The 24,021-nt window shown below is 64.8% G+C and carries 20 protein-coding genes; 11 read left to right on the forward strand and 9 right to left on the reverse strand.

The window, feature by feature from the left end; translation table 11 throughout:
* Window positions 1-343 precede the first annotated feature (343 nt).
* From AC25ND_RS25905 to AC25ND_RS25920, 4 genes are all read left to right on the forward strand, one after another.
* Window positions 344-817, forward strand: coding sequence for a MarR family winged helix-turn-helix transcriptional regulator (locus AC25ND_RS25905; RefSeq protein ID WP_028692187.1), 474 nt, complete (start codon window positions 344-346; stop codon window positions 815-817).
* A gap of 30 nt (window positions 818-847) precedes the next feature.
* Window positions 848-2,041 carry an HlyD/EmrA/EmrK family protein gene (locus AC25ND_RS25910; protein ID WP_028692186.1) on the forward strand — a complete coding sequence of 398 codons (1,194 nt, stop codon included), beginning with the start codon at window positions 848-850 and terminating at the stop codon, window positions 2,039-2,041.
* The gene (locus AC25ND_RS25915) at window positions 2,038-3,573 is read left to right on the forward strand and encodes a DHA2 family efflux MFS transporter permease subunit (protein ID WP_028692185.1); all 1,536 of its coding nucleotides are present in this window, start codon (window positions 2,038-2,040) and stop codon (window positions 3,571-3,573) included. The genes AC25ND_RS25910 and AC25ND_RS25915 overlap by 4 nt, the downstream gene beginning before the upstream one ends.
* A gap of 84 nt (window positions 3,574-3,657) precedes the next feature.
* The gene (locus AC25ND_RS25920) at window positions 3,658-4,404 is read left to right on the forward strand and encodes an SDR family oxidoreductase (RefSeq protein ID WP_028692184.1); all 747 of its coding nucleotides are present in this window, start codon (window positions 3,658-3,660) and stop codon (window positions 4,402-4,404) included.
* A 158-nt stretch (window positions 4,405-4,562) separates the two neighbouring features.
* On the opposite strand, the gene AC25ND_RS25925 is transcribed toward AC25ND_RS25920, so the two are convergent.
* From AC25ND_RS25925 to ccoG, 4 genes are all read right to left on the reverse strand, one after another.
* Window positions 4,563-6,620: a hybrid sensor histidine kinase/response regulator gene (locus AC25ND_RS25925; RefSeq protein WP_062361215.1), complete on the reverse strand. Its 2,058-nt coding sequence runs from the start codon at window positions 6,618-6,620 to the stop codon at window positions 4,563-4,565.
* 76 nt (window positions 6,621-6,696) lie between these two features.
* The gene (locus AC25ND_RS25930; RefSeq protein ID WP_486976672.1) at window positions 6,697-8,751 is read right to left on the reverse strand and encodes a PAS domain-containing protein; all 2,055 of its coding nucleotides are present in this window, start codon (window positions 8,749-8,751) and stop codon (window positions 6,697-6,699) included.
* Window positions 8,752-8,816: 65 nt separating this feature from the next.
* On the reverse strand, window positions 8,817-10,226 hold the full coding sequence (gene mapR / locus AC25ND_RS25935) for a GntR family transcriptional regulator MpaR (RefSeq protein WP_028692181.1): 1,410 nt from the start codon (window positions 10,224-10,226) through the stop codon (window positions 8,817-8,819).
* A 39-nt stretch (window positions 10,227-10,265) separates the two neighbouring features.
* On the reverse strand, window positions 10,266-11,672 hold the full coding sequence (gene ccoG, locus AC25ND_RS25940; RefSeq protein WP_028692180.1) for a cytochrome c oxidase accessory protein CcoG: 1,407 nt from the start codon (window positions 11,670-11,672) through the stop codon (window positions 10,266-10,268).
* Window positions 11,673-11,940: 268 nt separating this feature from the next.
* On the opposite strand from ccoG, the gene AC25ND_RS25945 reads away from it, so the two are divergent.
* Window positions 11,941-12,477 (forward strand): MgtC/SapB family protein, encoded by a 537-nt coding sequence (locus AC25ND_RS25945; protein WP_028692179.1) that lies wholly within the window; start codon window positions 11,941-11,943, stop codon window positions 12,475-12,477.
* A 539-nt stretch (window positions 12,478-13,016) separates the two neighbouring features.
* On the opposite strand, the gene AC25ND_RS25950 is transcribed toward AC25ND_RS25945, so the two are convergent.
* The 3 genes from AC25ND_RS25950 to AC25ND_RS25960 all read right to left on the reverse strand — a co-directional run bounded on the left by AC25ND_RS25950 (window position 13,017) and on the right by AC25ND_RS25960 (window position 15,432).
* Window positions 13,017-13,916, reverse strand: a complete 900-nt coding sequence (locus tag AC25ND_RS25950) for a hydroxymethylglutaryl-CoA lyase (RefSeq protein ID WP_028692178.1) — start codon at window positions 13,914-13,916, stop codon at window positions 13,017-13,019.
* Between the two features lie 20 nt (window positions 13,917-13,936).
* A complete protein-coding gene (locus AC25ND_RS25955; RefSeq protein ID WP_028692177.1) occupies window positions 13,937-14,338 on the reverse strand; it encodes a MerR family transcriptional regulator in 402 nt (133 codons plus the stop codon).
* Window positions 14,339-14,559: 221 nt separating this feature from the next.
* Window positions 14,560-15,432, reverse strand: coding sequence for a helix-turn-helix domain-containing protein (locus AC25ND_RS25960; RefSeq protein WP_028692176.1), 873 nt, complete (start codon window positions 15,430-15,432; stop codon window positions 14,560-14,562).
* A 166-nt stretch (window positions 15,433-15,598) separates the two neighbouring features.
* Between AC25ND_RS25960 and pobA the strand changes: the two genes are divergently transcribed.
* Entirely contained in the window at window positions 15,599-16,786 is a 1,188-nt protein-coding gene (pobA, locus tag AC25ND_RS25965) for a 4-hydroxybenzoate 3-monooxygenase (RefSeq protein WP_069017642.1), read from the forward strand.
* 17 nt (window positions 16,787-16,803) lie between these two features.
* On the opposite strand, the gene AC25ND_RS25970 is transcribed toward pobA, so the two are convergent.
* The gene (locus AC25ND_RS25970) at window positions 16,804-17,481 is read right to left on the reverse strand and encodes an ankyrin repeat domain-containing protein (protein ID WP_486976673.1); all 678 of its coding nucleotides are present in this window, start codon (window positions 17,479-17,481) and stop codon (window positions 16,804-16,806) included.
* A 159-nt stretch (window positions 17,482-17,640) separates the two neighbouring features.
* Here AC25ND_RS25970 and AC25ND_RS25975 point away from each other — a divergent pair, with 159 nt between their 5' ends.
* Complete coding sequence (locus tag AC25ND_RS25975; RefSeq protein WP_028692173.1) at window positions 17,641-18,522, forward strand: LysR substrate-binding domain-containing protein; 882 nt, start codon at window positions 17,641-17,643, stop codon at window positions 18,520-18,522.
* A 17-nt stretch (window positions 18,523-18,539) separates the two neighbouring features.
* On the opposite strand, the gene AC25ND_RS25980 is transcribed toward AC25ND_RS25975, so the two are convergent.
* Window positions 18,540-19,268, reverse strand: a complete 729-nt coding sequence (locus AC25ND_RS25980) for a DUF899 domain-containing protein (RefSeq protein ID WP_307945621.1) — start codon at window positions 19,266-19,268, stop codon at window positions 18,540-18,542.
* Window positions 19,269-19,514: 246 nt separating this feature from the next.
* On the opposite strand from AC25ND_RS25980, the gene AC25ND_RS25985 reads away from it, so the two are divergent.
* The 4 genes from AC25ND_RS25985 (at window position 19,515) to AC25ND_RS26000 (ending at window position 24,013) form a co-directional block, all read left to right on the forward strand.
* A complete protein-coding gene (locus tag AC25ND_RS25985; RefSeq protein WP_028692171.1) occupies window positions 19,515-20,123 on the forward strand; it encodes a transposase in 609 nt (202 codons plus the stop codon).
* 65 nt (window positions 20,124-20,188) lie between these two features.
* Window positions 20,189-21,739, forward strand: coding sequence for a ShlB/FhaC/HecB family hemolysin secretion/activation protein (locus tag AC25ND_RS25990; protein ID WP_263156664.1), 1,551 nt, complete (start codon window positions 20,189-20,191; stop codon window positions 21,737-21,739).
* Window positions 21,740-21,771: 32 nt separating this feature from the next.
* Window positions 21,772-23,577 (forward strand): DUF2341 domain-containing protein, encoded by a 1,806-nt coding sequence (locus AC25ND_RS25995; RefSeq protein WP_062361207.1) that lies wholly within the window; start codon window positions 21,772-21,774, stop codon window positions 23,575-23,577.
* Window positions 23,578-23,587: 10 nt separating this feature from the next.
* A complete protein-coding gene (locus tag AC25ND_RS26000) occupies window positions 23,588-24,013 on the forward strand; it encodes an ExbD/TolR family protein (RefSeq protein ID WP_028692168.1) in 426 nt (141 codons plus the stop codon).
* The last annotated feature ends 8 nt before the right edge of the window (window positions 24,014-24,021 follow it).

Raw genomic sequence — 24,021 nt, forward strand, 5'->3', positions numbered from 1 at the left:
GTCTCCGAAGTAAAAGCACCCTGCGAAAGCGTACGCCTCGCAGGGTGCCGGGGTGACCATCTCATTAAGTAACCCGCCGTAAGGGCGGAAAGGTGACTAAATGTCGATATCGTCTACGAATGCGCACAAAAAAATTCAAAACCCACACCCTGAAACCCGAACCCGAACCCGAACCCGAACCCGAACCCGAACCCGAACCCGAACCCGAACCCGAACCCGAACCCGAACCCGAACCCGAACCCGAACCCGAACCCGATTAAATTTTCTTTAGCCCCCTAATCAAAGCTTTGACATTCACTGCCTAAGCAGTAATATTTTCACACAATTACCCGAGCAGACCCCGATGTCCCATTTCACCCCGGAAAACTTCCAGACCTGCGCCATAGGCATGCTGCTCGGCCGCGCAGCGCTCCTCAAGGACCGCATCCTCGACTGGCACCTCGAAGCCGACGGTGTCACCGCCGCCCAGTTCAAGGTGCTGATCATCGTAACCCAGTACCAGGTAGATACCCCGGCCGAACTGTGCCGCTACCTGGGCCTGGACAGCGGCTCGATGACCCGCATGCTCGACCGCCTCGAGCAAAAGGGCCTGATCCTGCGTAACCGCTGCCCCGACGACCGCCGCCAGGTTCGCCTGGCCCTGACCGCCGATGGCCAGCGCCTGGCCGACCGCCTGCCCCTGGTTGGCGCGGCGGCAATGAACGAACTGGTCGGCGTGCTGCAACCCGAAGAACTCAAGACCCTCGAGCAACTGCTCGCCAAGGTCCTGCTCAACGCCGGCGACCCCTTGACGATCCGCCGCTTCGGCGATCGTTGATCCCTGTCACGCATCTTCCAAGGTACTGTCATGGCCACTCCCGCTGACACCTCTACCCCGGCCCCCGCGCCTGACAACACGCGCAAGCGCAAGATCTGGCTGCTCGCCCTGCTGCTGATACTGGTCCTCGCCGGTGCCGGCACCTGGGCCTGGTACAGCTTGGTCGGGCGCTGGCACGAAAGCACCGACGACGCCTACGTCAACGGCAACGTCGTGGAAATCACCCCGCTGGTGTCCGGTACCGTCACCAGCATCGGCGCCGATGACGGTGACCTGGTGCATGCCGGCCAGGTGCTGCTGCAGTTCGACCCGGCCGACAGCGAAGTTGCCCTGCAGTCCGCCGAGGCCAAGCTGGCGCGCACCGTGCGCCAGGTACGCGGGCTGTACAGCAACGTCGACTCGCTCAAGGCGCAACTGCAGACCCGCCAGGCCGAGCTGCAGAAAGCCCAGCAGGACTACAACCGGCGCAAGGTACTGGCCGACAGCGGTGCCATCGCCGCCGAGGAAGTCGCCCACTCCCGCGACGACCTGACCGTGGCCCAGGCCGCCGTCAACAGCGCCCGCCAGCAACTCAACACCAGCACCGCGCTGGTCGACGACACCGTGGTGTCCTCGCATCCGGAAGTGATGGCCGCCGCCGCCGACCTGCGCCAAGCCTATCTGGATCATGCCCGCACCACGCTGGTGGCGCCGGTCACCGGTTATGTCGCCAAACGTACCGTGCAACTGGGCCAGCGCCTGCAGCCGGGGACCGCGACCATGGCGGTGATCCCGCTGGACGAGGTGTGGATCGACGCCAACTTCAAGGAAACCCAACTGCGCGACATGCGCATCGGCCAGTCGGTGGAGATCACCGCCGACTTGTACGGCAGCGAGGTCAGGTACACCGGCACCGTCGACAGCCTCGGCGCGGGGACCGGCAGCGCCTTCGCCCTGTTGCCGGCGCAGAACGCCACCGGCAACTGGATCAAGATCGTCCAGCGCGTACCGGTGCGAATTCACCTCGACCCCGAGCAGTTGAAGGCGCATCCGCTGCGCATCGGCCTGTCCACCGTCGCCGAGGTCGACCTGCACGACCAGAGCGGCCCGGCCCTGGCCCAGCAGCCGCCGCAGCAGGCCAGCTACACCACCCAGGTGTATGACCGTCAGCTGGTCGAGGCCGACCACCTGATCGCCCGGCTGATCCACGAGAACAGCGCCACCGGCAAGACGGCCCAGCGATGAGCCAGGCGGCCCCCGCGCAGTTCACCCCGCCGAGCCTGCTGCTGACCACCATCGGCCTGTCGCTGGCGACCTTCATGCAAGTGCTCGACACCACCATCGCCAACGTGGCGCTGCCGACCATTTCCGGCAATCTCGGGGTGAGCTCGGAGCAGGGCACCTGGGTGATCACCTCGTTCGCGGTGAGCAACGCCATCGCCTTGCCCCTGACTGGCTGGCTGAGCCGGCGTTTCGGCGAGGTGAAGCTGTTCCTCTGGGCCACGCTGCTGTTCGTGCTGGCCTCGTTCCTATGCGGCATCGCCCAGTCGATGTCCGAACTGGTATTTTTCCGCGTGCTCCAGGGCGTGGTGGCCGGCCCGCTGTACCCGATGACCCAGACCCTGCTGATCGCCGTGTACCCGCCGGCGAAACGCGGAATGGCCCTGGCGTTGCTGGCGATGGTCACGGTGGTGGCGCCGATTGCCGGGCCGATCCTCGGCGGCTGGATCACCGACAGCTACAGCTGGCCATGGATCTTCTTCATCAACGTGCCGATCGGGCTGTTCGCCGCCGCCGTGGTACGCCAGCAGATGCGCACGCGGCCGGTGGTCACCAGCCGCCAGCCGATGGACTACATCGGCCTGCTGACGTTGATCGTCGGCGTCGGCGCGTTGCAGGTGGTGCTGGACAAGGGCAACGACTTGGACTGGTTCGAGTCGTCGTTCATCGTGATCGGCACGCTGGTCTCGGTGGTGTTCCTGGCAGTGTTCGTTATCTGGGAACTGACCGACCGCCACCCGGTGGTCAACCTGCGATTGTTCGTGCACCGTAACTTCCGCATCGGCACGCTGGTGCTGGTAGGCGGCTACGCGGGATTCTTCGGCATCAACCTGATCCTCCCGCAATGGCTGCAGACCCAGATGGGCTACACCGCGACCTGGGCGGGCCTGGCGGTGGCACCGATCGGCCTGTTGCCGGTGCTCATGTCGCCCTTCGTCGGCAAGTATGCCCATCGCTTCGACCTGCGCGTACTGGCCGGCATCGCCTTCCTGGCGATCGGCACCAGTTGCTACATGCGCGCCGGCTTCACCAACGAGGTGGACTTCCTGCACATCGCCCTGGTGCAGTTGTTCATGGGCATTGGCGTGGCGCTGTTCTTCATGCCGACCCTGAGCATCCTGCTGTCGGACCTGCCGCCGCACCAAATTGCCGACGGATCGGGGCTGGCCACCTTCTTGCGAACGCTGGGCGGTAGCTTCGCTGCGTCGTTGACCACCTGGATCTGGATCCGTCGGGCTGACCAGCACCACGCCTACCTGAGCGAGCACATCAGCAACTTCGAGCCGGCCACCCGGCAAACCCTGGAGCAGTTGGGCGGGGCCAGTGCACAGAGCTACGCGAAGCTGGAGCAGATACTCAACAGCCAGGCGTACATGATGTCGACGGTGGACTACTTCACCTTGCTGACATGGGTGTTCGCCGGCTTGATCCTGCTGGTGTGGCTGGCCAAGCCGCCTTTTACCGCCAAGGCCGCGCCCGCCTCGGCGGGCCATTGAAACCCATGATTCCCTGCCCGTGGTTTTCAAGTGATGGCATTTCCCCTAGTCTTGTAGGTCTTTTCCTGGCTACTTGGCAGACTCATGGACAAGGTTATCGTCATCACCGGCGCCAGCCGAGGCATCGGCGCCGCCACCGCGTTGCTGGCGGCGCAACAGGGTTACCGAATCTGCATCAACTATCACGCTGACGACCAGGCCGCACAGGCGATGCTGGCGCAGGTCCGTGCGCTGGGCGCCGAGGCGATCGCCGTGCGTGCCGACGCCAGCGTCGAGGATGAGGTGGTGCGATTGTTCCAGTGCGTCGATCAGGAGCTCGGGCCGGTTACCGCCCTGGTCAACAATGCCGGCACCATTGGCCAGCAGAGCCGTGTCGAGGACATGTCCGAGTTCCGCCTGCTCAAGGTGATGAAGACCAACGTGATCGGCCCGATCCTGTGCGCCAAGCACGCCTTGCTGCGCATGACTCGCCGCCATGGTGGGCAGGGCGGGGCGATCGTCAACGTCTCGTCGATGGCCGCGCGACTGGGCTCGCCCAACGAGTACGTCGACTATGCCGCTTCCAAGGGAGCCCTGGATACCTTTACGGTGGGCCTGGCCAGGGAAGTGGCTGGCGAGGGCGTGCGGGTCAATGGTGTGCGGCCGGGTTACATCCACACCGGCTTCCATGCCCTTAGCGGCGATCCGGAGCGCGTAAGCAAGCTTGAGCCAGGCCTGCCGATGGGACGCGGCGGCCAACCTGAAGAGGTGGCGGAGGCGATCCTTTGGCTGTTGTCGGAAAAGGCGTCGTACGCGACCGGCACCTTCATTGATCTGAGTGGCGGGCGCTAGTGTCCTGCCTCGGAAATACGTTCTCTTTTGGCGAGTGGCCTGGGTGTTTGGGCAAGGCGCCGCGACGAGTCATAGCAGGGCTGTGGCGAGGCGTGGCAACGCCGGCCGGGCGGCCAAGACGCCGTCAAAAGTGAACAGCCTATTTCCAAGACACGACACTAGTGGTATTCGCGCAGCAACAGATCAACCTGATCCACCAGCTTCTCGAGATCAAAAGGCTTGGTCAGTACGCGGGTTCTTTGCGGTAGGGGGCCATCCTCGAGCACCGCATTGGCATCGTAGCCGGTGATGAACAGCACCGGCAGCGAAGGGTGGCGCTGGCGCATGGCCTGGGCGACCTGGCGGCCATTCATGCCACAGGGCAGGCCAATGTCGGTGATCAGCAGGTCGAACGTCTGGTCTGCCTCGAGCGCAGCCGGGCCGGTGGCGTAGCCTTCGACCTCGTGCCCCAGTTCCTCGAGCACTTCGGCGATCACCAGGCGTAACGCGTCCTGGTCCTCGACCAGCAGTACCCGCCTTCCGGGGCTGCGAGTCGACAGCGGTGACCCAGCTTTTGCAGGCGCAAGCTGGGCAACGGTGTCATGCCTGGGCAGATACAGGTGGATGCAGGTACCTTCACCTGGCGGGGAGCTGATCTGCAGTTGTCCACCTGACTGACGGACAAAACCATAGACCATGGACAGGCCAAGCCCGGTGCTTTGTCCCATAGGTTTGGTGGTGAAGAAGGGTTCGAGCGCGCGATCGATCACCTCCGGTGGCATTCCCCGTCCCGTGTCGTTGACGCTCAAGCGCAGGTAGGGGCCGGGAAGAAGATCCAGTGACTGGGCGGTTTCCTGCGTCACCTCCAGCGCGACGCAGCGGATGCTGATGCGACCGCCAGCAGGCATGGCGTCCCGAGCATTGATGCACAGGTTGAGCAGGGCGCTTTCCAGTTGCGGTGGATCGATGAATACCGTGCCGCTTTCCTGCTCGAAATCACTGTGTACCGCGATGGCCGGGCCTACGCTGCGACTGATCAGGTCTTCCATGCCTTCCACCAGCGTGCTCAGGCGAGTCGCCTGGGGCAGCAAGGTCTGGCGGCGGGAAAATGCCAGCAGGCGCTGTACCAGCGTGGCAGCTCGTTGCGCGGACTCACAGGCGCTGTTCAACAATGGGGGGACTTCGGCGTAGCGGGCCTTCTGCAGCCGTTGACGCATCAACTCCTGGGCGCCGAGTATGCTGCCGAGCAAGTTGTTGAAGTCGTGGGCGATGCCGCCGGTGAGCTGGCCTACGGCTTCCATTTTCTGTACCTGGCGCAGTGCTTCCTCGGTCTCGAGCAGGCGCTTCTGCTCGCTGACCTGGCGGGTGATGTCGTAGGCGAACAGGTAGGCGCCGACGATCTCGCCGGTGCTGTCACGCAAGGGCGTGAAGCGCAGCTCGAAATGACGCCTGTCCCCGCGGCGTCCGTATTCGATCACCTCGGTATAGCTTTCCCCGGACAGTGCCCTGCGCCAGCGTGTCACCGATCGTTCGCGCTCCTCGGGGAGTCCGTCCAGGCGTTCCAGCAGACTGTCGCCAGCCTTGATCCTGCGGCCGAACAGATAGTCGAAATCCTCGACCGCGCGGGCGTTGACCGCGAGAAAACGCAGCGAGGTGTCGACCACCTGCACCTGGGCAACACTGTGCTCGACCAGCTCGGCGAGCAGGCTGCGCTCAGCCAGTGCGGTGGTGACTCGCTGTTCGAGGTGGTCGTTGAGTTGTTGCAGCGCGGTTTCGGCGCGACGTCGTTCGGTGACATCCTTGAACAGCACGGCTACCTGGCGCTTGTCGGCAGGTTCGATACGGAACGTGGTGACCGACAGCACCCGCCCGGTGGCTACCAGTTCCTGTTCGAACTGCAAGGGCTCACCGGTGCGTAGTACCTGGCCATAGCGGGCCACCCAGTCGTCGGCTTCGTCCGGCACCATCTCTCGCAGTTTCTGTCCGACAACATTGGGAATCCCGGCATGGCGGGCGTAGGCGGCGTTGGCGAGGACATGGACGTAGTCGCTCAGCGGACCGTGGGGACCGTCGAAGAATTCGATGACGCAGAAGCCTTCGTCCATCGTGTCGAAGAGAAAACGAAACAGGTCCGGATCATGCCAGGGTGGGGTGGCCAGTTCGGCCTCCAGCAAGCTGTTGCGCTGGCGTAGGCGTTCAACTTCCAGGCGCAGGGACTGTAGTTCGCGCGAGGGCATTCGGGCATCCGTCGAGGTGGAGTCCGCTACGCTAATCGCCTGCAGGTGTGCCTGTCCAGTCACACCGCTCAAGGATCTACGCGGGCTTGCTTCGCGCGGCGATCAGCAGCTCCTCCACTTTGGCGGTCAGTCGTGTCAGTTCGAAGGGTTTGTGCAGCAGGGCGATTGGCGGCGAGCCTGATATCCGACTGTTGTCGATGGCGCCGTCGTAACCGGTGATGAACAGGGCAGGTACATGCTCATCGATGGCCCAGCAGGCATTGGTGACCTGGTAGCCATCGAGATCTCCCGGCAGCCCGATATCCACCACCAGCATGTCTGGCCGAATACCTTCGGCCAGGGCGTGCAGGACCGTATGGCCGTCCTCGTAGTCCTGCACCTGGAAACCGTGTTCCTCCAGGACTTCCCGCATCACCAGGCGCAACGTCGTTTGATCCTCCACCAGCAGAATGAGCGACTGTCCAGTGCTCGAGGGTTTGATCATCTGCTCTGTGTCATCGGCCTGAGGCGTTGAGCCTGGCAGCCCGCGTGGCAGATACAGGTGAATACAGGTACCGTGTCCCGGTGCGCTGTCGATGCTCAGTTGGCCGGCCGACTGGCGTACGAAGCCGTAGGCCATGGACAGGCCCAACCCGGTGCCTTGCCCCAGGGGCTTGGTGGTGAAAAAAGGTTCGGCGGCACGCGCGCTGATTTCCTGGGTCATGCCGCAGCCGTTATCCTCGACCTGTATATGCAGATACTGCCCTGCGGGAAGTTGAAGACTTGCTGCTTGCGCTGCATCCATCTGGCAATTGGCACTGCTGATGCGCAAGGTGCCACCCTGTGTCATGGCGTCCCGCGCGTTGATGCACAAATTGAGCAGGGTGCTTTCCAGCTGTGATGGATCGACGCAGACCAGCCATTGGCCGGCGAGCGTGGCATCGACGTACTCGATATGTCTGTCGAGGGAGCTGTGGATCAGGTCGTGCATGTCGGCCACCAGGTGGTGTGCATCCACCGGCTGAGGCACCAGCGCCTGCTGGCGGGCGAAAGCCAGCAGGCGCTGGACCAGGGCAGTGGCGCGCGAGGTGTTCTGCCGGGCAATGCCGAGCATGTGCCTGCTGTCCTGCTGACGGCCCTGCGTCATACGCTTGTCTGCCAGCTCCAGCGCGCCGACGATGCCGCCGAGCAGGTTGTTGAAGTCATGGGCAATGCCACCGGTCAATTGGCCGATGGCTTCCATTTTCTGTGATTGGCGAAGGGCCTCCTCGGCCTGGCTTAGGCGCTCCTGCTCCAGCACGCGACTGGTGATGTCGTAGGCGAACAGATAACCCCCACATATCTGGCCTTCGGCATCGCGCAACGGGTTGTAGCGCATTTCGTAGTGGCGCGGGGCATCGGGCGGGCCGATGCTGACCATTTCGATGAATGACTCGCCGGCGATCACCCGCGGCCAGAGCGGTTGAAACTTTTCCATGATCTGCGGTTGGCCGGCCAGGATCTCCCGGACATTGTCGCCAACCTTGGGTGAAATGCCATGCAGCCGCTCGAAGGTTTCCCGGGCCGTGCGGTTAATCGCCACCAGGCGCAGACTACAGTCTGCGGCAAACACGTTGGCCAGGCTGTGGTCCACCAGTTCGCCGAGCAATCTGCTGTTGGTTTCGGCCCTGTCCATGCGCTTCTCCGCCTGCTCGTACAGAAGGTCTCGTGCCTGTTGGCTGGCAGGGACCCCGGTAAACAGCACGGCCAAGCGCCTGTCACTGGCCCGGCCCAGGCGATGGGCCGAGATGGAGAGCAGACGGTCGCTGATCTTCAGGCGTTGCTCGAAATGTGTCGACTGCCCAGTGCGCAGTACCTCGGCGAAACGGGGCACCAAGGCGTCGGCTTCGTCGGGGATGAGCTCGCGCACCGTCTGCCCCATCTGCTTGTCGTGGCCGGTGTGGCGCAGGCAGGCGTCGTTGCTGAGGATATAGCGGTAATCGCTCAGCGGTCCGTGGGGGCCATCGAACAGTTCCAGCACACAGAACCCTTCGGCCATGTGTGTACTTAGCATCGCGAAACAGGCTCGTTCGAGATCGTGCCTGGCGAGCTGTGCCTCAAGCTCGCCGATACGGGCCAGCAGCTGCTCGGGTGATGCTGGATAGTCTGGCATGGGCGGGATCCAGGCAAAGTGCTGCGAAACTATAGCCGTTCAACCTGGCTACCGCCATTGCTGGACTAGAACGACCGCACGATCCGCCCCAAGGTCTCCATGGCCTGTTCCGCGCCATCGCCCCACGGGCTGCCGTAGTTCAGGCGGATGCAGTTGCCGAAGCGTCGGGTCGGCGAGAAGATCGGCCCCGGCGCGATGCTGATGCCCTGGGCCAGGGCCATATGGAACAGCTTCAGAGCGTCCATCTGCTCGGGCAGCTCCAGCCACAGGAAATAGCCCCCAGACGGCTGGCTGACCCGGGTCTGCGCCGGAAAATGGCGGGCGATGGCGGCCAGCATGTTGGCCTGCTGACCTTCCAGGGCGTAGCGCAGCTTGCGTAGGTGGCGATCGTAGCCGCCGTGCTGCAGGTAGTCGGCAATCGCCGCCTGGGCCGGCATCGAGGCGCACAGCGAGGTCATCAGCTTGAGCCGCTCGATCTTCTGCGCGAAGCGTCCGGCCGCCACCCAGCCGATCCGGTAGCCCGGCGCCAGGCTCTTGGCAAACGAGCCGCAGTGCATCACCAGGCCCTCGGTATCGAAGGCCTTGGCCGGCTTCGGCGCTTGCTGCGAGTAGTACAGCTCGGCGTAGACGTCGTCCTCGATCAGCGGCACCTGGTGGCGACGCAGCAGCTCGACCAGTTCCTGCTTCTTGGCCTCCGGCATGCTGGCGCCCACCGGGTTCTGGAAGTTGGTCATGCACCACACGGCTTTGACCGGGTGTTTCTCCAGGGTCTGGGCCAGCACGCCGAGGTCCATGCCCTCGCGCGGGTGCACCGGGATTTCCACCGCCTTGAGCTTGAGGCGTTCGAGTACCTGCAGGCAGGCATAGAAGGCCGGTGCCTCGATGGCCACCAGGTCGCCGGGTTGGGTGACGGCCTGCAGGCACAGGTTCAGCGCTTCCAGGGCGCCGTTGGTGATCAGCAGTTCCTCCATCGGCAGCATCAACCCGGCGACCATGTAGCGCAGGGCGATCTGCCGGCGCAGTTGCGGGTTGCCCGGCGACAGGTCGGTGACCACCATGCGCGGGTCCATGGCCCGGCTGGCGCTGGCCAGCGATCGCGACAGGCGTTGCAGGGGGAACAGGGTCGGGCTGGGAAAGGCCGAGCCGAATGGCACGGTGTGCGGATCCTTGATCGAGTCGAGGATCGAGAACACCAGGCCGCTGACATCGACATCGGTGGACTCGCTGGCCGGCGCCTGGGGCTGTGGCTCGCTGAACGGGCGCGGCGCATGGGCATTGACGAAGTAGCCCGAGCGCGGCCGGGCGCGGATCAGGCCGCGCCGCTCCAGCAGGTAGTAGGCCTGGAACACCGTGGACGGGCTGACCCCGTGGGTCTGGCTGGCGTAACGCACCGAAGGTACCCGCTGACCGGGGCCAAGCACCCCGGAGCGGATCAATTCGGCAATGTCATCGGCAAATCGTTCGTAGCGTTTCATTAGGGTCTGGGCAGGCAAGGTGGTGGTCAGTGTAGGGGATCAGCGATTCATCGGCGCGACGAAACGGCTGTGCGCGGTGCTGCGGATGCCGGGCTGGTCGCTGTCCTGGATCTCGAATGCCAGCTCCTGGGAGCTGCTGCTCGGGCGATCGGCTAGCATCGCCACCGACACCGGCAGCTCGCTCATCTCGCCGGCGGCGAGGGTGAACTCGGTACGCCCGTGCAGCTCGAAGCCGTCGGCGTCCACCAGGCGCAGGCGATAGTGCTGCGGTTCCTGGGTCTTGTTGATGATCTTGAGCAGGTAGATGTTCTCGATCTGGCCTAGAGCGTTCTCGCGGAACAGGCCGCGGTCCTTGATCACGTCCATCGATACCATCGGGCGCATCTGCAGGGCGACCACCAGTGCGCCGATCATCACTGTCAGCGCGGCGGCGTAGCCCAGCAGGCGAGGGCGCATCCAGTGGGTCTTGCCGCCTTGCAGGTTGTGCTCTGACTTGTAGCCGATCAGGCCACGGGCATAGTTCATCTTGTCCATCACCCCGTCGCAGGCGTCGATGCAGGCGGCGCAGCCGATGCAGGCCATCTGCAGGCCCTCGCGAATATCGATGCCGGTAGGGCAGACCTGCACGCACAGGGTGCAATCGATGCAGTCGCCCAGGCCCTGGCTGCGCGGGTCGCTGCCTTTCTTGCGCGGGCCACGGGCTTCGCCGCGGCTGGGATCGTAGGCCACCGCCAGGGTGTCCTTGTCGAACATCACGCTCTGGAACCGCGCATAGGGGCACATGTGCATGCACACGGCCTCGCGCAGCCAGCCGGCATTGAGGTAGGTGGCGCCGGTGAAGAACAGGATCCAGAACAGCGCCACGCCGCCCAGCTCGAAGCTGAACAGCTCGGCGGCCAGCGGGCGGATCGGGGTGAAGTAGCCGACGAAAGTCAGCCCGGTGAGTAGGCCGATGGCCAGCCACAGGCCATGCTTGAGGCCGCGCCGGGCGATTTTCTCGACGCCCCAGGGCGCGGCGGCCAGCTTGATGCGCTGGTTGCGGTCGCCTTCGGCGATCTTCTCGCACCACATGAACAGCCAGGTCCAGGTGCTCTGCGGGCAGCTGTACCCGCACCAGACGCGGCCGGCAAACACGGTGATGGCGAACAGGCCGAAGGCACAGATGATCAGCAGCGCCGAGAGCAGGATGAAATCCTGCGGCCAGAAGGTTGCGCCGAAGATGTGGAATTTGCTTTCGGCCAGGTCCCATAGCACAGCCTGGCGGTCGCCCCACTGCAACCAGGCGGTGCCGAAGAACAGCGCGAACAGCAACCCGGCAAAGGCGATCCGCAGGTTGCGGTAGAAGCCGGTGAAGCTGCGGGTGTGGATGCCACCGGCCACCTGGCTTTTGCTCTTGTTGACGGCGGGGGCAATTTCGATGACTCGGAAGGGGATTCTATCGCTCATGGTTCATCGCTCATCAGGCCTCGATCGGCCATGGCACTATGGCCCCCGATCTGTTTTCAGCACAGGCCCAGGTATTGAGATAAAAACCATATCAGATGAGTGCCCTATCTGCTTAGGCCCCGGCTTTCAACGCCTTGAGCGCTTGGTTGCAGATGCCTGCGGCTATCCACCGCACCTCTGCCAGCGTATGAGGAGTTCCCTTAGGCCAAGCGCAACGCACGCGGCGCGTGTGCTGCGGTCTTCTATAGAAGACACCGGGAGGCTACCGATGGACGCATTCTGGCATTCGATCCTTGAGGCTTTGCACAGCGAGTTCGCCGATGTCACCGACGAGCGCGAGGTTGCCCGTATCTTGATTCGCCTGTTGATGGCGGCTTTGCTGGGGGCGGTGCTGGGCTTCGAGCGCGAGAGCAAGGGCAAGGCGGCGGGGGTGCGCACGCACATGCTGGTTTCGATGGGCGCGGCGTTGTTCGTGCTGGCGCCAAGCATGGCCGGCGCCGACGAGCAGGCGTTGAGCCGGGTGATCCAGGGCATCGTCGCCGGCATAGGCTTTCTCGGGGCGGGCACGATTCTCAAGGGCAACAGCCAGGATGCCAGCCACGTCAAGGGCCTGACCACCGCTGCCGGACTGTGGATGACCGCGGCTATCGGTACCGCCGCAGGCATGGGACGCGAGGCAACGGCACTGGTGAGCACCGTGATGGCGCTGCTGGTGCTGGCCAGCATGCCGCTGCTGGTGGACAAGGTCGAGGGCGAGGTACGGGAGAAGAAGGGCGGTGAGAACGAGGAGGGCAGGAAGCACTGAGGGGAGCCGAAGCTCCCCTCATAAGCGTTGTTGCCTGCTCTTTTCTTATTATTGGAGACGAGCCTATTATTGTTTTTGTCGGCGGTTGTCTCTGCATTGCGGGGCCCCCAACCGGGACCAAGAGCAAACGTATTTTTTTGAGCGCTGACTTGCGTTCATCCAACGTGATCCAACCTTGACTGCCGCTACCTTGGAGGTAGTGTTATTGTTCTGTGTCAGGCTGCGGGGGCGGCCCCCTGGAAAGCACGTCGACTCCAAAAAAATCTGCTTGCTACGCCTCTGCCGTGTTGTTCTTGTTATGTCAGAGCCGTTTACTGTTGTTTTTATTGGGTATCGCGTTTTTTTGTTCTTGTTATGCCAAAAGATATAGCAGATGGCGTGCCAACTTTTAAAAGTCCTTAAAATTCAATGGTTTAATGGATTTCCGTCAAAAGGTGGCACGTGAAATTCTGTCGAATTGTTTCCCTGTTACCCGATTTTTTTCTGGCAAGCGTGTAGGCGGTAACACTCCGCCCACATCTGTGTGACACGCGTATGACTCAGCGCACGCCACGTGCCCGCGCTACCCGCGAACCGGTGGCGCGCCCCAGCACTTCGCTGATGCGCAGGCCGGCGGCGATCAGCTTGTCCAGGTCGATGCCGGTCTCGATGCCCAGCCCCTGTAACAGGTACACCACGTCCTCGCTAGCGACGTTACCGGTGGCACCCTTGGCGTACGGGCAACCGCCCAGCCCGGCCACCGAGCTGTCGAACACGCTGATGCCCTCCAGCAGGCCGGCATAGACGTTGGCCAGGGCTTGGCCATAGGTGTCGTGGAAGTGCCCGGCCAGTTGCTCGCGGGGCACCTGGGCCGCGACCACTTCGAACAGGCGGCGGGTGTCACCGGCGGTGCCGGTGCCGATGGTGTCGCCCAGCGATACCTCGTAGCAGCCCATGTCGTAAAGGGCACGTGCCACCGGCGCGACCTGCTCGGCGCCGATACGCCCCTCGTAGGGGCAGCCGAGCACGCAGGACACATAACCGCGCACCCGCACACCCTGGCTGCGGGCGGCGTCCATGATCGGTTCAAAGCGTTTGAGGCTGTCGCTGATCGAGCAGTTGATGTTGCGCTGCGAGAAGGCTTCCGAGGCCGCCGCGAACACCGCCACTTCCTTCACCCCGGCGGCCAGGGCATCCTCGAAACCGCGCAGGTTGGGTGCCAGGGCCGCATAGGTGACCCCTTCACGCTGGCGGATACCGGCGAACACCTCGGCGGACCCGGCCATCTGCGGCACCCACTTGGGCGAGACGAAACTGCCCACTTCGATGTAGCCGAGCCCGGCGTCGGTGAGGTCGTCCACCAGTTGCACCTTGTCGGCGACGCTGATGGGCTGGGCTTCGTTCTGCAGGCCGTCGCGCGGGCCGACTTCGACCAGACGGACATTCTTGGGCAATGACATGGCGGGTTTCCTGTGGCGGATCAACGGTGGGGGTGCGACGGGTTCAGGGTGGCGGCCAGGGCCTGCTCGCAGCGCTCCTGGGCGGTGTCCAGCTCCAGGTGCATCTGCTGGATGTCGAGCATCTGCTGTTCGAGCTGGGCGCGGCGTTCGGCGATCTTGGCCAGCATGCTGGTGAGCTGCTTCTGGTTGCCGCTGGTGGGGTCGTAGAGCTCGATCAGTTCCCGGCATTCGGCCAGCGAGAAGCCGATGCGCTTGCCCCGCAGGATCAGCTTGAGGGTGACCTTGTCGCGCGCCGAGTAGATGCGCTCCAGGCCACGGCGCTCGGGGCTGAGCAGGCCCTGTTCCTCGTAGAAGCGGATGGCGCGGGTGGTGATGTCCAGCTCGCGGGACAGGTCGGAGATGCTGTAGGTCTGGCTGCTCATGCTTGGGCTCGGGGGAGGGAATGCGAGTAACCTAATGCCAGGTTGACGTATACGTCAAGCGGACCTCCATGGGAGTTTGGGCCCCTGTGGGAGCGGCCTTCTGTCGCTAAAGGGGCGCGTAGCGGCCCCAAACCAACAGTAGCGCTGCAAAAAGCTGTGGCCGCTTTGCAGCCCTTTCGCGCCGCTCCTACAGGGATCGCGCAAGGCTAGTGGGGCTTGTTTCAGGTATTGACCGACCTGCGGTATTCCTTGGGCGTCCGGCCATCGAGCCGCTTGAAGAACCGCGCAAAGTAGGTCGGATCGCTGAACCCCAGGCTGTCGGACAACTGGCTGATGCTCATGCGGGTATACGCCAGATTACGCCGTGCCTCGAGCAGCAGGCGCTGGTGGATCACCTGCAACGCCGATTGCCCGGCCAACGCTCGGCACAGCTGGTTCAACTGCAGGCTGGTGATGCCCAGCCGGCTGGCGAAGTCGTCCACGGCAAGGTGCTCGCGGTAATGCGCCTCGACCAGGCGCAGGTAACGCCCCAGCAACTGCTGGTCCCGTTCGTCCTGGTTACGCGCGGGCAAGGCCTGCTGCTGGCGGTGGATCCAGACCATCAGCGCGGTGACCAGCGCCTGCAGCAGGGGGCCTCGTGCCGGCGCGCTGCCTTGATACTCCTGCTGCAGCGTGTCGATCAGCCCGTGCAGGCGCAGACGATCCTGGCCCAGCGGGTAACAGCGGGCAGCGGTCAGTACGCTCAAGGGAGCGCCGAGGCGCTGTTCCAGATCGACCACCAGGGCCGTGCCGAAGGTCAGTACGTGCCCCTGGATATCGGCGCTGAAGCGAAAACCATGCACGGTGAGCGGCGGCACCACCTGGATCGCCGCCTCGCGAATCACCCGGCGCTCGCCCTCGATCTCCACCTGGGCCTCGCCCCGCTGCACATAGAGAAGCTGGAACAGCTCGGCATGCCGATGCGGTTTGATTTCCCAATGGTGCAGGCGGCTGCGCGCCGGGATCGACTCGCAGTGCAGCAGGTCGGTGTCCGGCCAGGCGTGATGTTCGCCGTACAGCTGGAACAGCGGGATGCCGGGGAGCGGGATGTGCATGAAGGATTGTCCGTTAATCGAACGATTTTTTGAAAAGTGCAGTTTTTGACACAGATATCACACGTTTCGCCCAAGGTTCGCCAGTAAAAATACAGGTGCAAACCCTAACAGCAGATGTGCGGCCACTGCCAGTACTGGCCGGCATCGTCATCGCGAGACAACAACAATGAAGACTCAGGTTGCAATCATCGGCGCCGGCCCCTCCGGCCTGCTGCTGGGCCAGCTGCTGCAGCGTGCGGGCATCGACACGCTGATCGTCGAGCGCCAGACCCCCGACTATGTGTTGGGACGCATCCGCGCCGGCGTGCTCGAGCAAGGCACGGTCGACCTGCTGCGCGAGGCCGGGGTGGCCGAGCGCATGGACCGTGAAGGGCTGGTACACGAAGGCGTTGAACTGTTGGTCAATGGCCGTCGCCAGCGCCTCGACCTGAAGGCGCTGACCGGCGGCAAGACGGTGATGGTGTACGGTCAGACCGAGGTCACCCGGGACCTGATGCAGGCACGCCAGGCCAGCGGGGCGCCGATCATCTATTGCGCGGACAATGTCCGCCCCCACGCCATCGACGGCGAGCGGCCCTACCTCACCTTCGACAAGGACGGTTGTCAGCACCGGGTCGATTGCGACTATATCGCCGGCTGCGACGGCTTCCACGGAGTGGCGCGCCAGAGCATTCCGGCCGACGTGCTGAAGATGTACGAGCGGGTCTATCCGTTTGGCTGGCTGGGGTTGCTGGCCGACACCCCACCGGTCAACCACGAGCTGATCTATGCCCACCACGAACGCGGCTTCGTCTTGTGCAGCCAGCGCTCGCAGACCCGCAGCCGCTATTACCTGCAAGTGCCTTTGCAGGAGCGGGTGGAGGACTGGCCAGACGCGCGCTTCTGGGATGAGCTCAAGGCGCGCCTGCCGGCGGAGGTGGCCGCGCAGCTGGTCACGGGGCCGGCGCTGGAGAAGAGCATCGCGCCGCTGCGCAGCCATGTGCTCGAGCCCATGCAGCATGGCCGGTTGTTTCTGGTGGGCGACGCCGCCCATATCGTCCCGCCCACCGGCGCCAAGGGGCTGAACCTGGCGGCGTCGGACGTCAACTACCTGTATCGGATACTGGTCAAGGTGTACCGCGAGGGCCGCACCGACCTGCTGGCGCAGTACTCGCCGCTGGCCTTGCGGCGGGTGTGGAAGGGCGAGCGTTTCAGCTGGTTCATGACCCGGCTGCTGCATGATTTCGGCGCGCATCAGGACGACTGGGACCGCAAGATGCAGGAGGCCGACCGCGAGTACTACCTTGGTTCGCCGGCCGGCCTTGCCAATATTGCCGAGAACTACGTTGGGCTGCCGTTCGAGGCCGTGGAATAGAACAGCGGGGGACCGCTTTACGGTCCAATCGCCTGCCGCGGCGCCAGGTTCCACTGCTCCAAGAGCGTCACCACCTCCCGGTATCCGCGCTGGCGGGCGTGCTCCAGCGCGGTCACACCCTCCTTGTCGGTGATCCGCGGATCTGCTCCGGCCGCCAGCAGCCGGCGCACGATCTCCACATACCGAGGGCCGCCATCGCCAAGGATCACCGCCTCAAGCAGCGCGGTCCAGTGCAGGCGGTTGAGGTGGTCGACGTCGACGCCGGCCTCGATCAGCAGTTGCACGGTCTCGACGTGACCGCGCTCGGCCGCCGGGATCAGTGCGGTGCCGCCGTAGCGGTTGGTGCTCTTGAGGTCGGCGCCATGGGCCAGGGTCAGGCGCAGGATGTCGTTGAGCCCGCGCGCGCCGGCATACAGGTAGGGGCTGTCGTTGATGTTGTCCTTGACGTTGACGTCGGCACCGGCCTCGATCAACACCTTGGCCACCTCCACCTGGTTGGCATGGGTGGCCACCAGCAGCGCAGTCTGGCCCTGGTCGTTGCGGGTATCAGGCAGGGCGCCACGGTCGAGCAACTGGCGCACGGCAGGGGCGTCGCCGTGGCGGGCGGCATCGAGCAAGGGGGTATTCATGGCTGAGGTCTCGGCATGGGTGGCAAGGCTCAGGCTCAACAGCAAGGCGGCGAACGGCAGGCGCATGGTCATCGGTATCCTGATGCGACGAAGCTTGAATGTAGGGCCCTTGTGGTTGTAGGAGAAGTGAATTATCCGGATGGGATCCAGTGTATTTGCGCATGTTGCCGGCACTGGGCGCCCATGGTAGAAGTCAGCCTTGTCATTCAGAAGTCGAATACAGAGATGTCTTCCAGCGTAAAACCGAATAGGGCCTTGTTCGACCTCGACCTGCTGCGCGCCATCGTCGTGGTGGCCGATTGCGGCAGTTTCACCACCGCCGCCGCCCGCCTGCATTCCACCCAGTCGACCATCAGCCAGAAGGTCCGCCGCCTGGAGGACATGGTCGGCCATCGCCTGCTGGTGCGTGGCAACCGCGATGTGTTGCCCACCGATGCCGGGCAGACCTTGCTCGGTTACGCCCGGCACATGCTGGCCCTCAATGACCAGATGCTTGAAGCCCTGGCCGGGGCGATGGTCGGGGTCACCGTGCGCCTGGGCGTGCCGGAGGATTTCGTCGGCGGGCGCACCACCAACGCATTGTCCGCGTTCAGCCGACGCCACCCGCAGGTCAAACTGGAGGTCACCAGCGGCCTGTGCCGCGATCTCAGCCAGGCCTACGACAACGGTGAACTCGACCTGGTGCTGCTCAAGCAGCGGCGCAACAGCCGCGAGGGCGTGGCCTGCTGGCCAGAGCGTTTGCAGTGGATCGACAGCGCGCGCACGCCGTCCTTCGAGCTCGATCCGATTCCGTTGGTGACCTTTCCGCCACGCGGGCTGTATCGCGACGACATGATCAGCGCGATCGAAGGCATGGGCCGGCGCTGGCGCATCAGCTTTACCAGTTCCAGCCTCAGCGGGATCCAGGCGGCGGTGGCCGACGGCATGGGCATCAGCCTGCTGCCCCCGCGGGCGGCGCTCGACGAGCACCGGGTGCTGGGCGCCGGGCAGGGGCTGCCGGAGGTGGACAGCTACGAAATCGTGATCGTGCACCGGCCAACGGCGGACGCGATGGTCAAGGCGCTGGCCGAGGTGCTGACCGAATTGCTGGCGGTGCAGGCGATCTGACACCACCAGCGAAACGATCAGTCCCCGCAGCAGTGTGGCTTGCCTTGGGCCCCGTCATAGCGATCATGATGGCGCACCCAATCCATCGTCCCTTCCTCGTTGCGCCCCAGGGGGGCCACGTCGAGGAAGTTGTAGGCATTGACCAGGATGTCCAGCCCCCGGGCATAGGTGGAGTAGGTGTGGTACAGGCTGCCGTCGGCGTCCCGGTAGAACGCGCTCAATCCGGGCAACTCCGCCTCGTCGCCGCTGTAGGGCTCGTAGTTGTACTGGGCGCTGCCATCGGTGGCGACAGTGACCCCGAAGTCCTGGTTGAAGGTGCTGCCGTGCGAGGAATACCACGGGAACTGCCAGCCCATGCGCTGGCGGAACGCCTGGAATTCGCCATAGGTTGCCCGTGACACCGCCACCAGCGACACGTCATGGTGGGCCAGGTGCAGGTTGGCGCCGTCGAAATGATCGGCGAGGAAGGAGCAGCCCGGGCAGCCTTCGCTCCAGCCCCCGGCGAACATGAAGTGATAGACCAGCAGTTGGCTGCGTCCGGCGAACAGCTCGGCCAGGCTCAGCTCACCGTGTGGGCCCTGGAAACGATAGTCCTGCTCCACCCGCACCCAGGGCAAGGCGCGGCGGGCAGCGGCAAGTTCATCGCGTTGATGGGTAAAGGCTTTCTCGTGCAACCAGAGTTGCCGGCGGGCGGCGAGCCATTGGCTGCGCGTGACCACGGCATGCTTGGGGGTGGAATGGCTCATGGGCGTGACTCCACGCTGGGGGTTCATCGAGTGGTCGAATGGCAGCGCGGACATTCGACGCTGGATTTTCCGTTGCCGACCAATGGTTGCTCCGCCCCCTCGATGCAGTCTCCCTGATGAACCTTTCATGACAAAACGTCGGTAGCAAAGCGCCACCCCCGTCAAAGCCATGGATACCGGCAAGGCATCTGGCCATCAGGCCGGTCGAGCCTTGGGGAACGGCCTGGGAGCGGGGCGATGGGGACTATGGAACGCTACACGAAAGTGGGAATGCAGGAGCTCGACCAGCGCCTGGCGAAGATCGTCGAGGCGGCGCGCAAGCAGCCGGTCTCGGTCTATCGCTACGGCGCGCCGTGGGTATGGATCGTCTCCCAGGAAGACTGGCAGGGCGCCCTGCGCGAGGTGGCCAGCTGCGTGCCGCCCGGGCATTCGCTGGCGCTGCTCAAGCCGCGTATCGAAGCCTTGCTGGATGAGCACCAGGCCGCGCTGGCGCTGCTGGCCGAGCAGCAGGGCATGATCATCGCCCCGCACACACTGATGCACGTGCTGCTGCTGCAGTTGCTGTATTCGGTGCCCAGCGAGAAGCAGCTCTACGAGCAGCTCAACTACAACCTGCTGTTCCGCTGGTTCGCCGGCCTGGAACTGAAATCGCGGGTGTGGAACTTCAGCCTGTTCAGTCATGACCTCGGCGTGCTGCTGGGCAGCGCCATGGCCGTGTCGCTGCTGCAGCGCATGGTCGACGAGGTGCTCGGCGCGAGCCTGCAGGCCATGCCCGAGTTCAGCCTCAACCTGGCCTTGCTGCACAGCTGGCTGGCACGTCACCAAGGTCAGGCCGCGCCTGACGCAAACCACTAGAAACCCAACGAATTCCTGGCGCTCAAGGGGGCGGTGTGGAGCATTTTTTCTTCAAGCGATGCGCCATGGGCGCAGGGCTGCTGTCGTGTCTGCTGGCGGTCGAGGTGGTCGCGGACGAGGCGCAGCGCCGGGTCGAGATCAATGAATACGTGGTGCGCGGCAATACGGTGCTCGACGCCCAGGCCATCGAGGAGGCGGTCTATCCCTATCTGGGGCCGGACAAGTCCCTGGCCGACCTCGAAGGCGCCCGCGAGGCCCTGCAGAAAAGCTACCAGGCCCGTGGCTACCAGTCGGTGTTCGTCGAGCTGCCCGAGCAGAAGGTCGAGGGCGGCGTGGTCTACCTGCAGGTGAGCGAAACCAAGGTCGGGCGGGTGCGGGTGGTGGGCGCCAAGCATTACTCGCCGCTGGAGATTCGTGAACAGGTTCCGGCGCTGGAGGAGGGCAAGGTGCCCGACTTCGCCCAGGTGCAGGACGAACTGGCCACGCTCAACCGCACCCCGGGCCGGCAGGTCATGCCGTTGGTGCGCGAAGGCCAGCGGCCGGGCACCATGGATGTCGACCTGCAGGTCGAGGACAAGCAGCCCTGGCACCTGAGCCTGGGCCTGAACAACGATCACAGCGCCGACACCGAGAAGCTGCGCAGCGTCATCAGCCTGGGCTACAACAACCTCTGGCAGGCCGGCCACAGCGTCTCGCTGACCTGGTTCACCGCGCCCCAGGACCGTGACAATGCCGAAGTCTGGTCCGGCTCCTACGCCGCACCCCTGAACGAGCGCTGGACCGTGCAGTTCTCCGGCTACCACTCCGACAGCAACGTCGCCACGGTGGGCGGCACCAACGTCCTGGGCAAGGGCCATTCCTATGGTGTTTCGGCAATCTACAACCTGCCGGGCGTCGGCGCCTGGGCCAACGCCCTGTCGATCGGCGTGGACTTCAAGGACTTCGACGAGCAGGTCGGCCTGGGCGCCAGCAGCGACAAGGTACCACTCAAGTACGCCCCCATCACCCTGGGCTACACCGGCTACCGCTTCACCGAGCAGGACCAGCTGAGCCTGGGCCTGAGCCTGGTGGCCGGCACCCGCAGCCTGCTGGGCTACGGCAGCGACGACGCCGAGTTCGACTACAAGCGCTACCGCGCCGATTCCAGCTTCGCCGCGCTCAAGGGCGACGGCAGCTACACCTTCGACTTCGCAGGCTCCTGGCAGAGCGCCTCGAAGCTGGCCTTCCAGCTGGCCTCGGGGCCGCTGGTGTCGAACGAGCAGTTCGCCGCCGGCGGTGCCACTTCGGTGCGCGGTTACCTGGCCGCCGAGCGTACCGGGGACGACGGCCTGCTGTTCTCCCAGGAGCTGCGCACCCCATCCATCGGCCGCTATGTCGGCAGCTACATCAGCGATTGGCGCTTCTATCTGTTCGCCGAAGGCGCCCAGCTGCGCCTGCAGGACGCGCTGCCCGAGCAGGACGACCGCTACAGCCTGGCCAGTGCCGGCATCGGCACCCGCGCCACGCTCAACGACTGGCTGTCCGGCAGCGTCGACTGGGCCGTGCCGCTCAAGGACGGCCCCAACACCGACAAGAACGCTTCCCGTGTGCACTTCAGTGTGCAGGCGACCTTCTGACTCATTGACCGGCATCGACCTGGAGACCTCTCATGCAACGCCTGATATTGACCTTGCTGCTGTGCCTGGGCTTCGCCCTGCCGGGCAGTGCCAGCGCCTGGTGGCAGGACGACTGGATGTACCGCAAGCAGATCGCCGTGGACACCACGCCCCAGGGCGCCGGACTGACCCAGGCGCTGGGCCGCACCGCGCTGCTGGTGCGCCTGCACACCGGCAACTTCAGCTTCGACGGCGTCAGCGAGACCGGCGCCGACATCCGCTTCGTCAGCGCCGATGACAAGACCGTGCTCAACCACCATGTCGAGCAGTTCGATCCGCTGATGGGCATGGCGCTGATCTGGGTGGATGTGCCACGCATAGAAGCGGGCCAGCGCCAGGAGCTGTGGATGTACTACGGCAACCCGAAAGCCCAGGCGCCTGCTGGCCAGCCCAGCTTCGACGCCGACTACACCGCGCTCTACCACTTCGACGGTGCCACCGCCCGCGACGCCAGCCCCTATGGCAATCAGCTGCAAGGGCCGACGGTGAGCGTCGACGGCGTGATCGGCCGGGCCATTCAGCTCGGTGGCCAGGGCCTGCAACTGCCGGCCAGCGCCTCGCTGCAACTGCCGGCGGGCGCGGCGTTCACTTTCAGCACCTGGCTGCGCCAGGATCAGGCGGTGGGCGAGCAACTGCTGCTGGCCCGTCGCGAGGCCGGCCACAGCCTGTTGCTGGGCCTGGCCCAGGGCGTGCCTTTCGTCGAGGTTGACGGCCAGCGCGCCAGCGCCAGCCAGGCCGTGAGCGCCGGTCAGTGGCAACACCTGGCACTGGTGGGCGAGGGCGGCAACCTGAGCCTGTTGCTCGAAGGCCAGCCGGTGGCCCGCCTGGCCGCCAGTCTGGCGGCCTTCAACGGTGCCGTCGGCATTGGTGGTGACCTGCCGCCGCCCGAAGGCGAGGTGACCAGCCAGTTCGCGCCTTTTGTCGGCGCCCTGGACGAACTGCGCCTGTCGCGCGTGGCCCGCAGCCAGGCAGGCCTGCAGGCCGACGTGCTGGCCCAGGGCGCCGAGTCTCGCCTGGTGGTGTACGGCGTCGACGAGGAACAGTCGGGCTTCGGCTTCGGCGGCCTGGGCTTCCTGCTCAAGGCGGTGCCGGTGGACGCCTGGGTGATCATCGCCATCCTGGTGCTGATGATGGTGCAGTCGTGGGTGATCATGCTACGCAAGCAGCGCACCCTCAGTCGCGTCACCGCCGCCAACACCCGCTTTCGCGAGCGGTTCGCCACGGTCGGCACGCGCCTGGAGCAGTTCGCCGACGATCAGGACCTGCATGGGCGGCTCACCGACTCCTCGCTGTGGCGCCTGTACCTGGTGGCCGTGCAGGAACTGCGCACCCGCCGCGCCCAGGGCGCCGACACCCGCGAAGTGTCCGCGGCCACCATCGAGGCCATCCGCTGCTCCATGGACGGCGTGCGCACCCGCGAGAACCAGGCGTTGTCATCGAAGCTGTCGACCCTGTCCAACGCCATTGCCGGCGGCCCCTACATCGGCCTGCTGGGCACGGTGCTGGGGATCATGGTGGTGTTCCTCGGCACCGCCATGGCCGGCGACGTCAACATCAATGCCATCGCCCCGGGCATGGCCGCGGCGCTGCTGGCCACCGCCATGGGCTTGTTCGTCGCCATCCCCGCGCTGTTCGGCTACAACCGCCTGACCACGCGCAACCGCGAGGTCAGCGCCGACATGCGGGTATTCGTCGACGAGTTCATCACCCGCCTGGCCGAGCTGCACGGCGAGGGCCAGGCCGGTGAAGCGGCGCAGCGCCCGACCGGGCGCAGCGTCAACCCGTCGGTTCCGGCGTGAGGGCACAGCCATGGCATCCGTGAACAACGCCCATGACGACGACACCGACGCCGCGGTCGACAGCATCAACATCACCCCGCTGGTGGACGTGCTGATGGTGGTACTGGTGATGTTCATCCTCACCGCCACTGCGCAGGTTTCCGGGATCCAGGTGCAGCTGCCCAAGGCCAGCGCCACGGTGTCGCTGGCCCAGCCCAAGACCAAGGCGATCTCGATCAACGACGCCGGCCAGGTGTTTCTCGACGCCTATCCGGTGACGCTGCAGGAGCTGGAGGACCGCCTGCGCAGCGAGAAGGCGCGCAACCCCGACTTCCCGCTGATCGTGCGCGGCGACGCGGGCGTGCAGTACCAGAAGGTGGTCGAGGTGCTCGACCTGCTGCGCCGTCTCGAACTGGCCCAGGTCGGGCTGGTTACCGGCAAGCCGAACCAGGGGTGAGGGCAGCC

It is taken from the genome of Pseudomonas sp. P110(2024) (assembly GCF_057480795.1).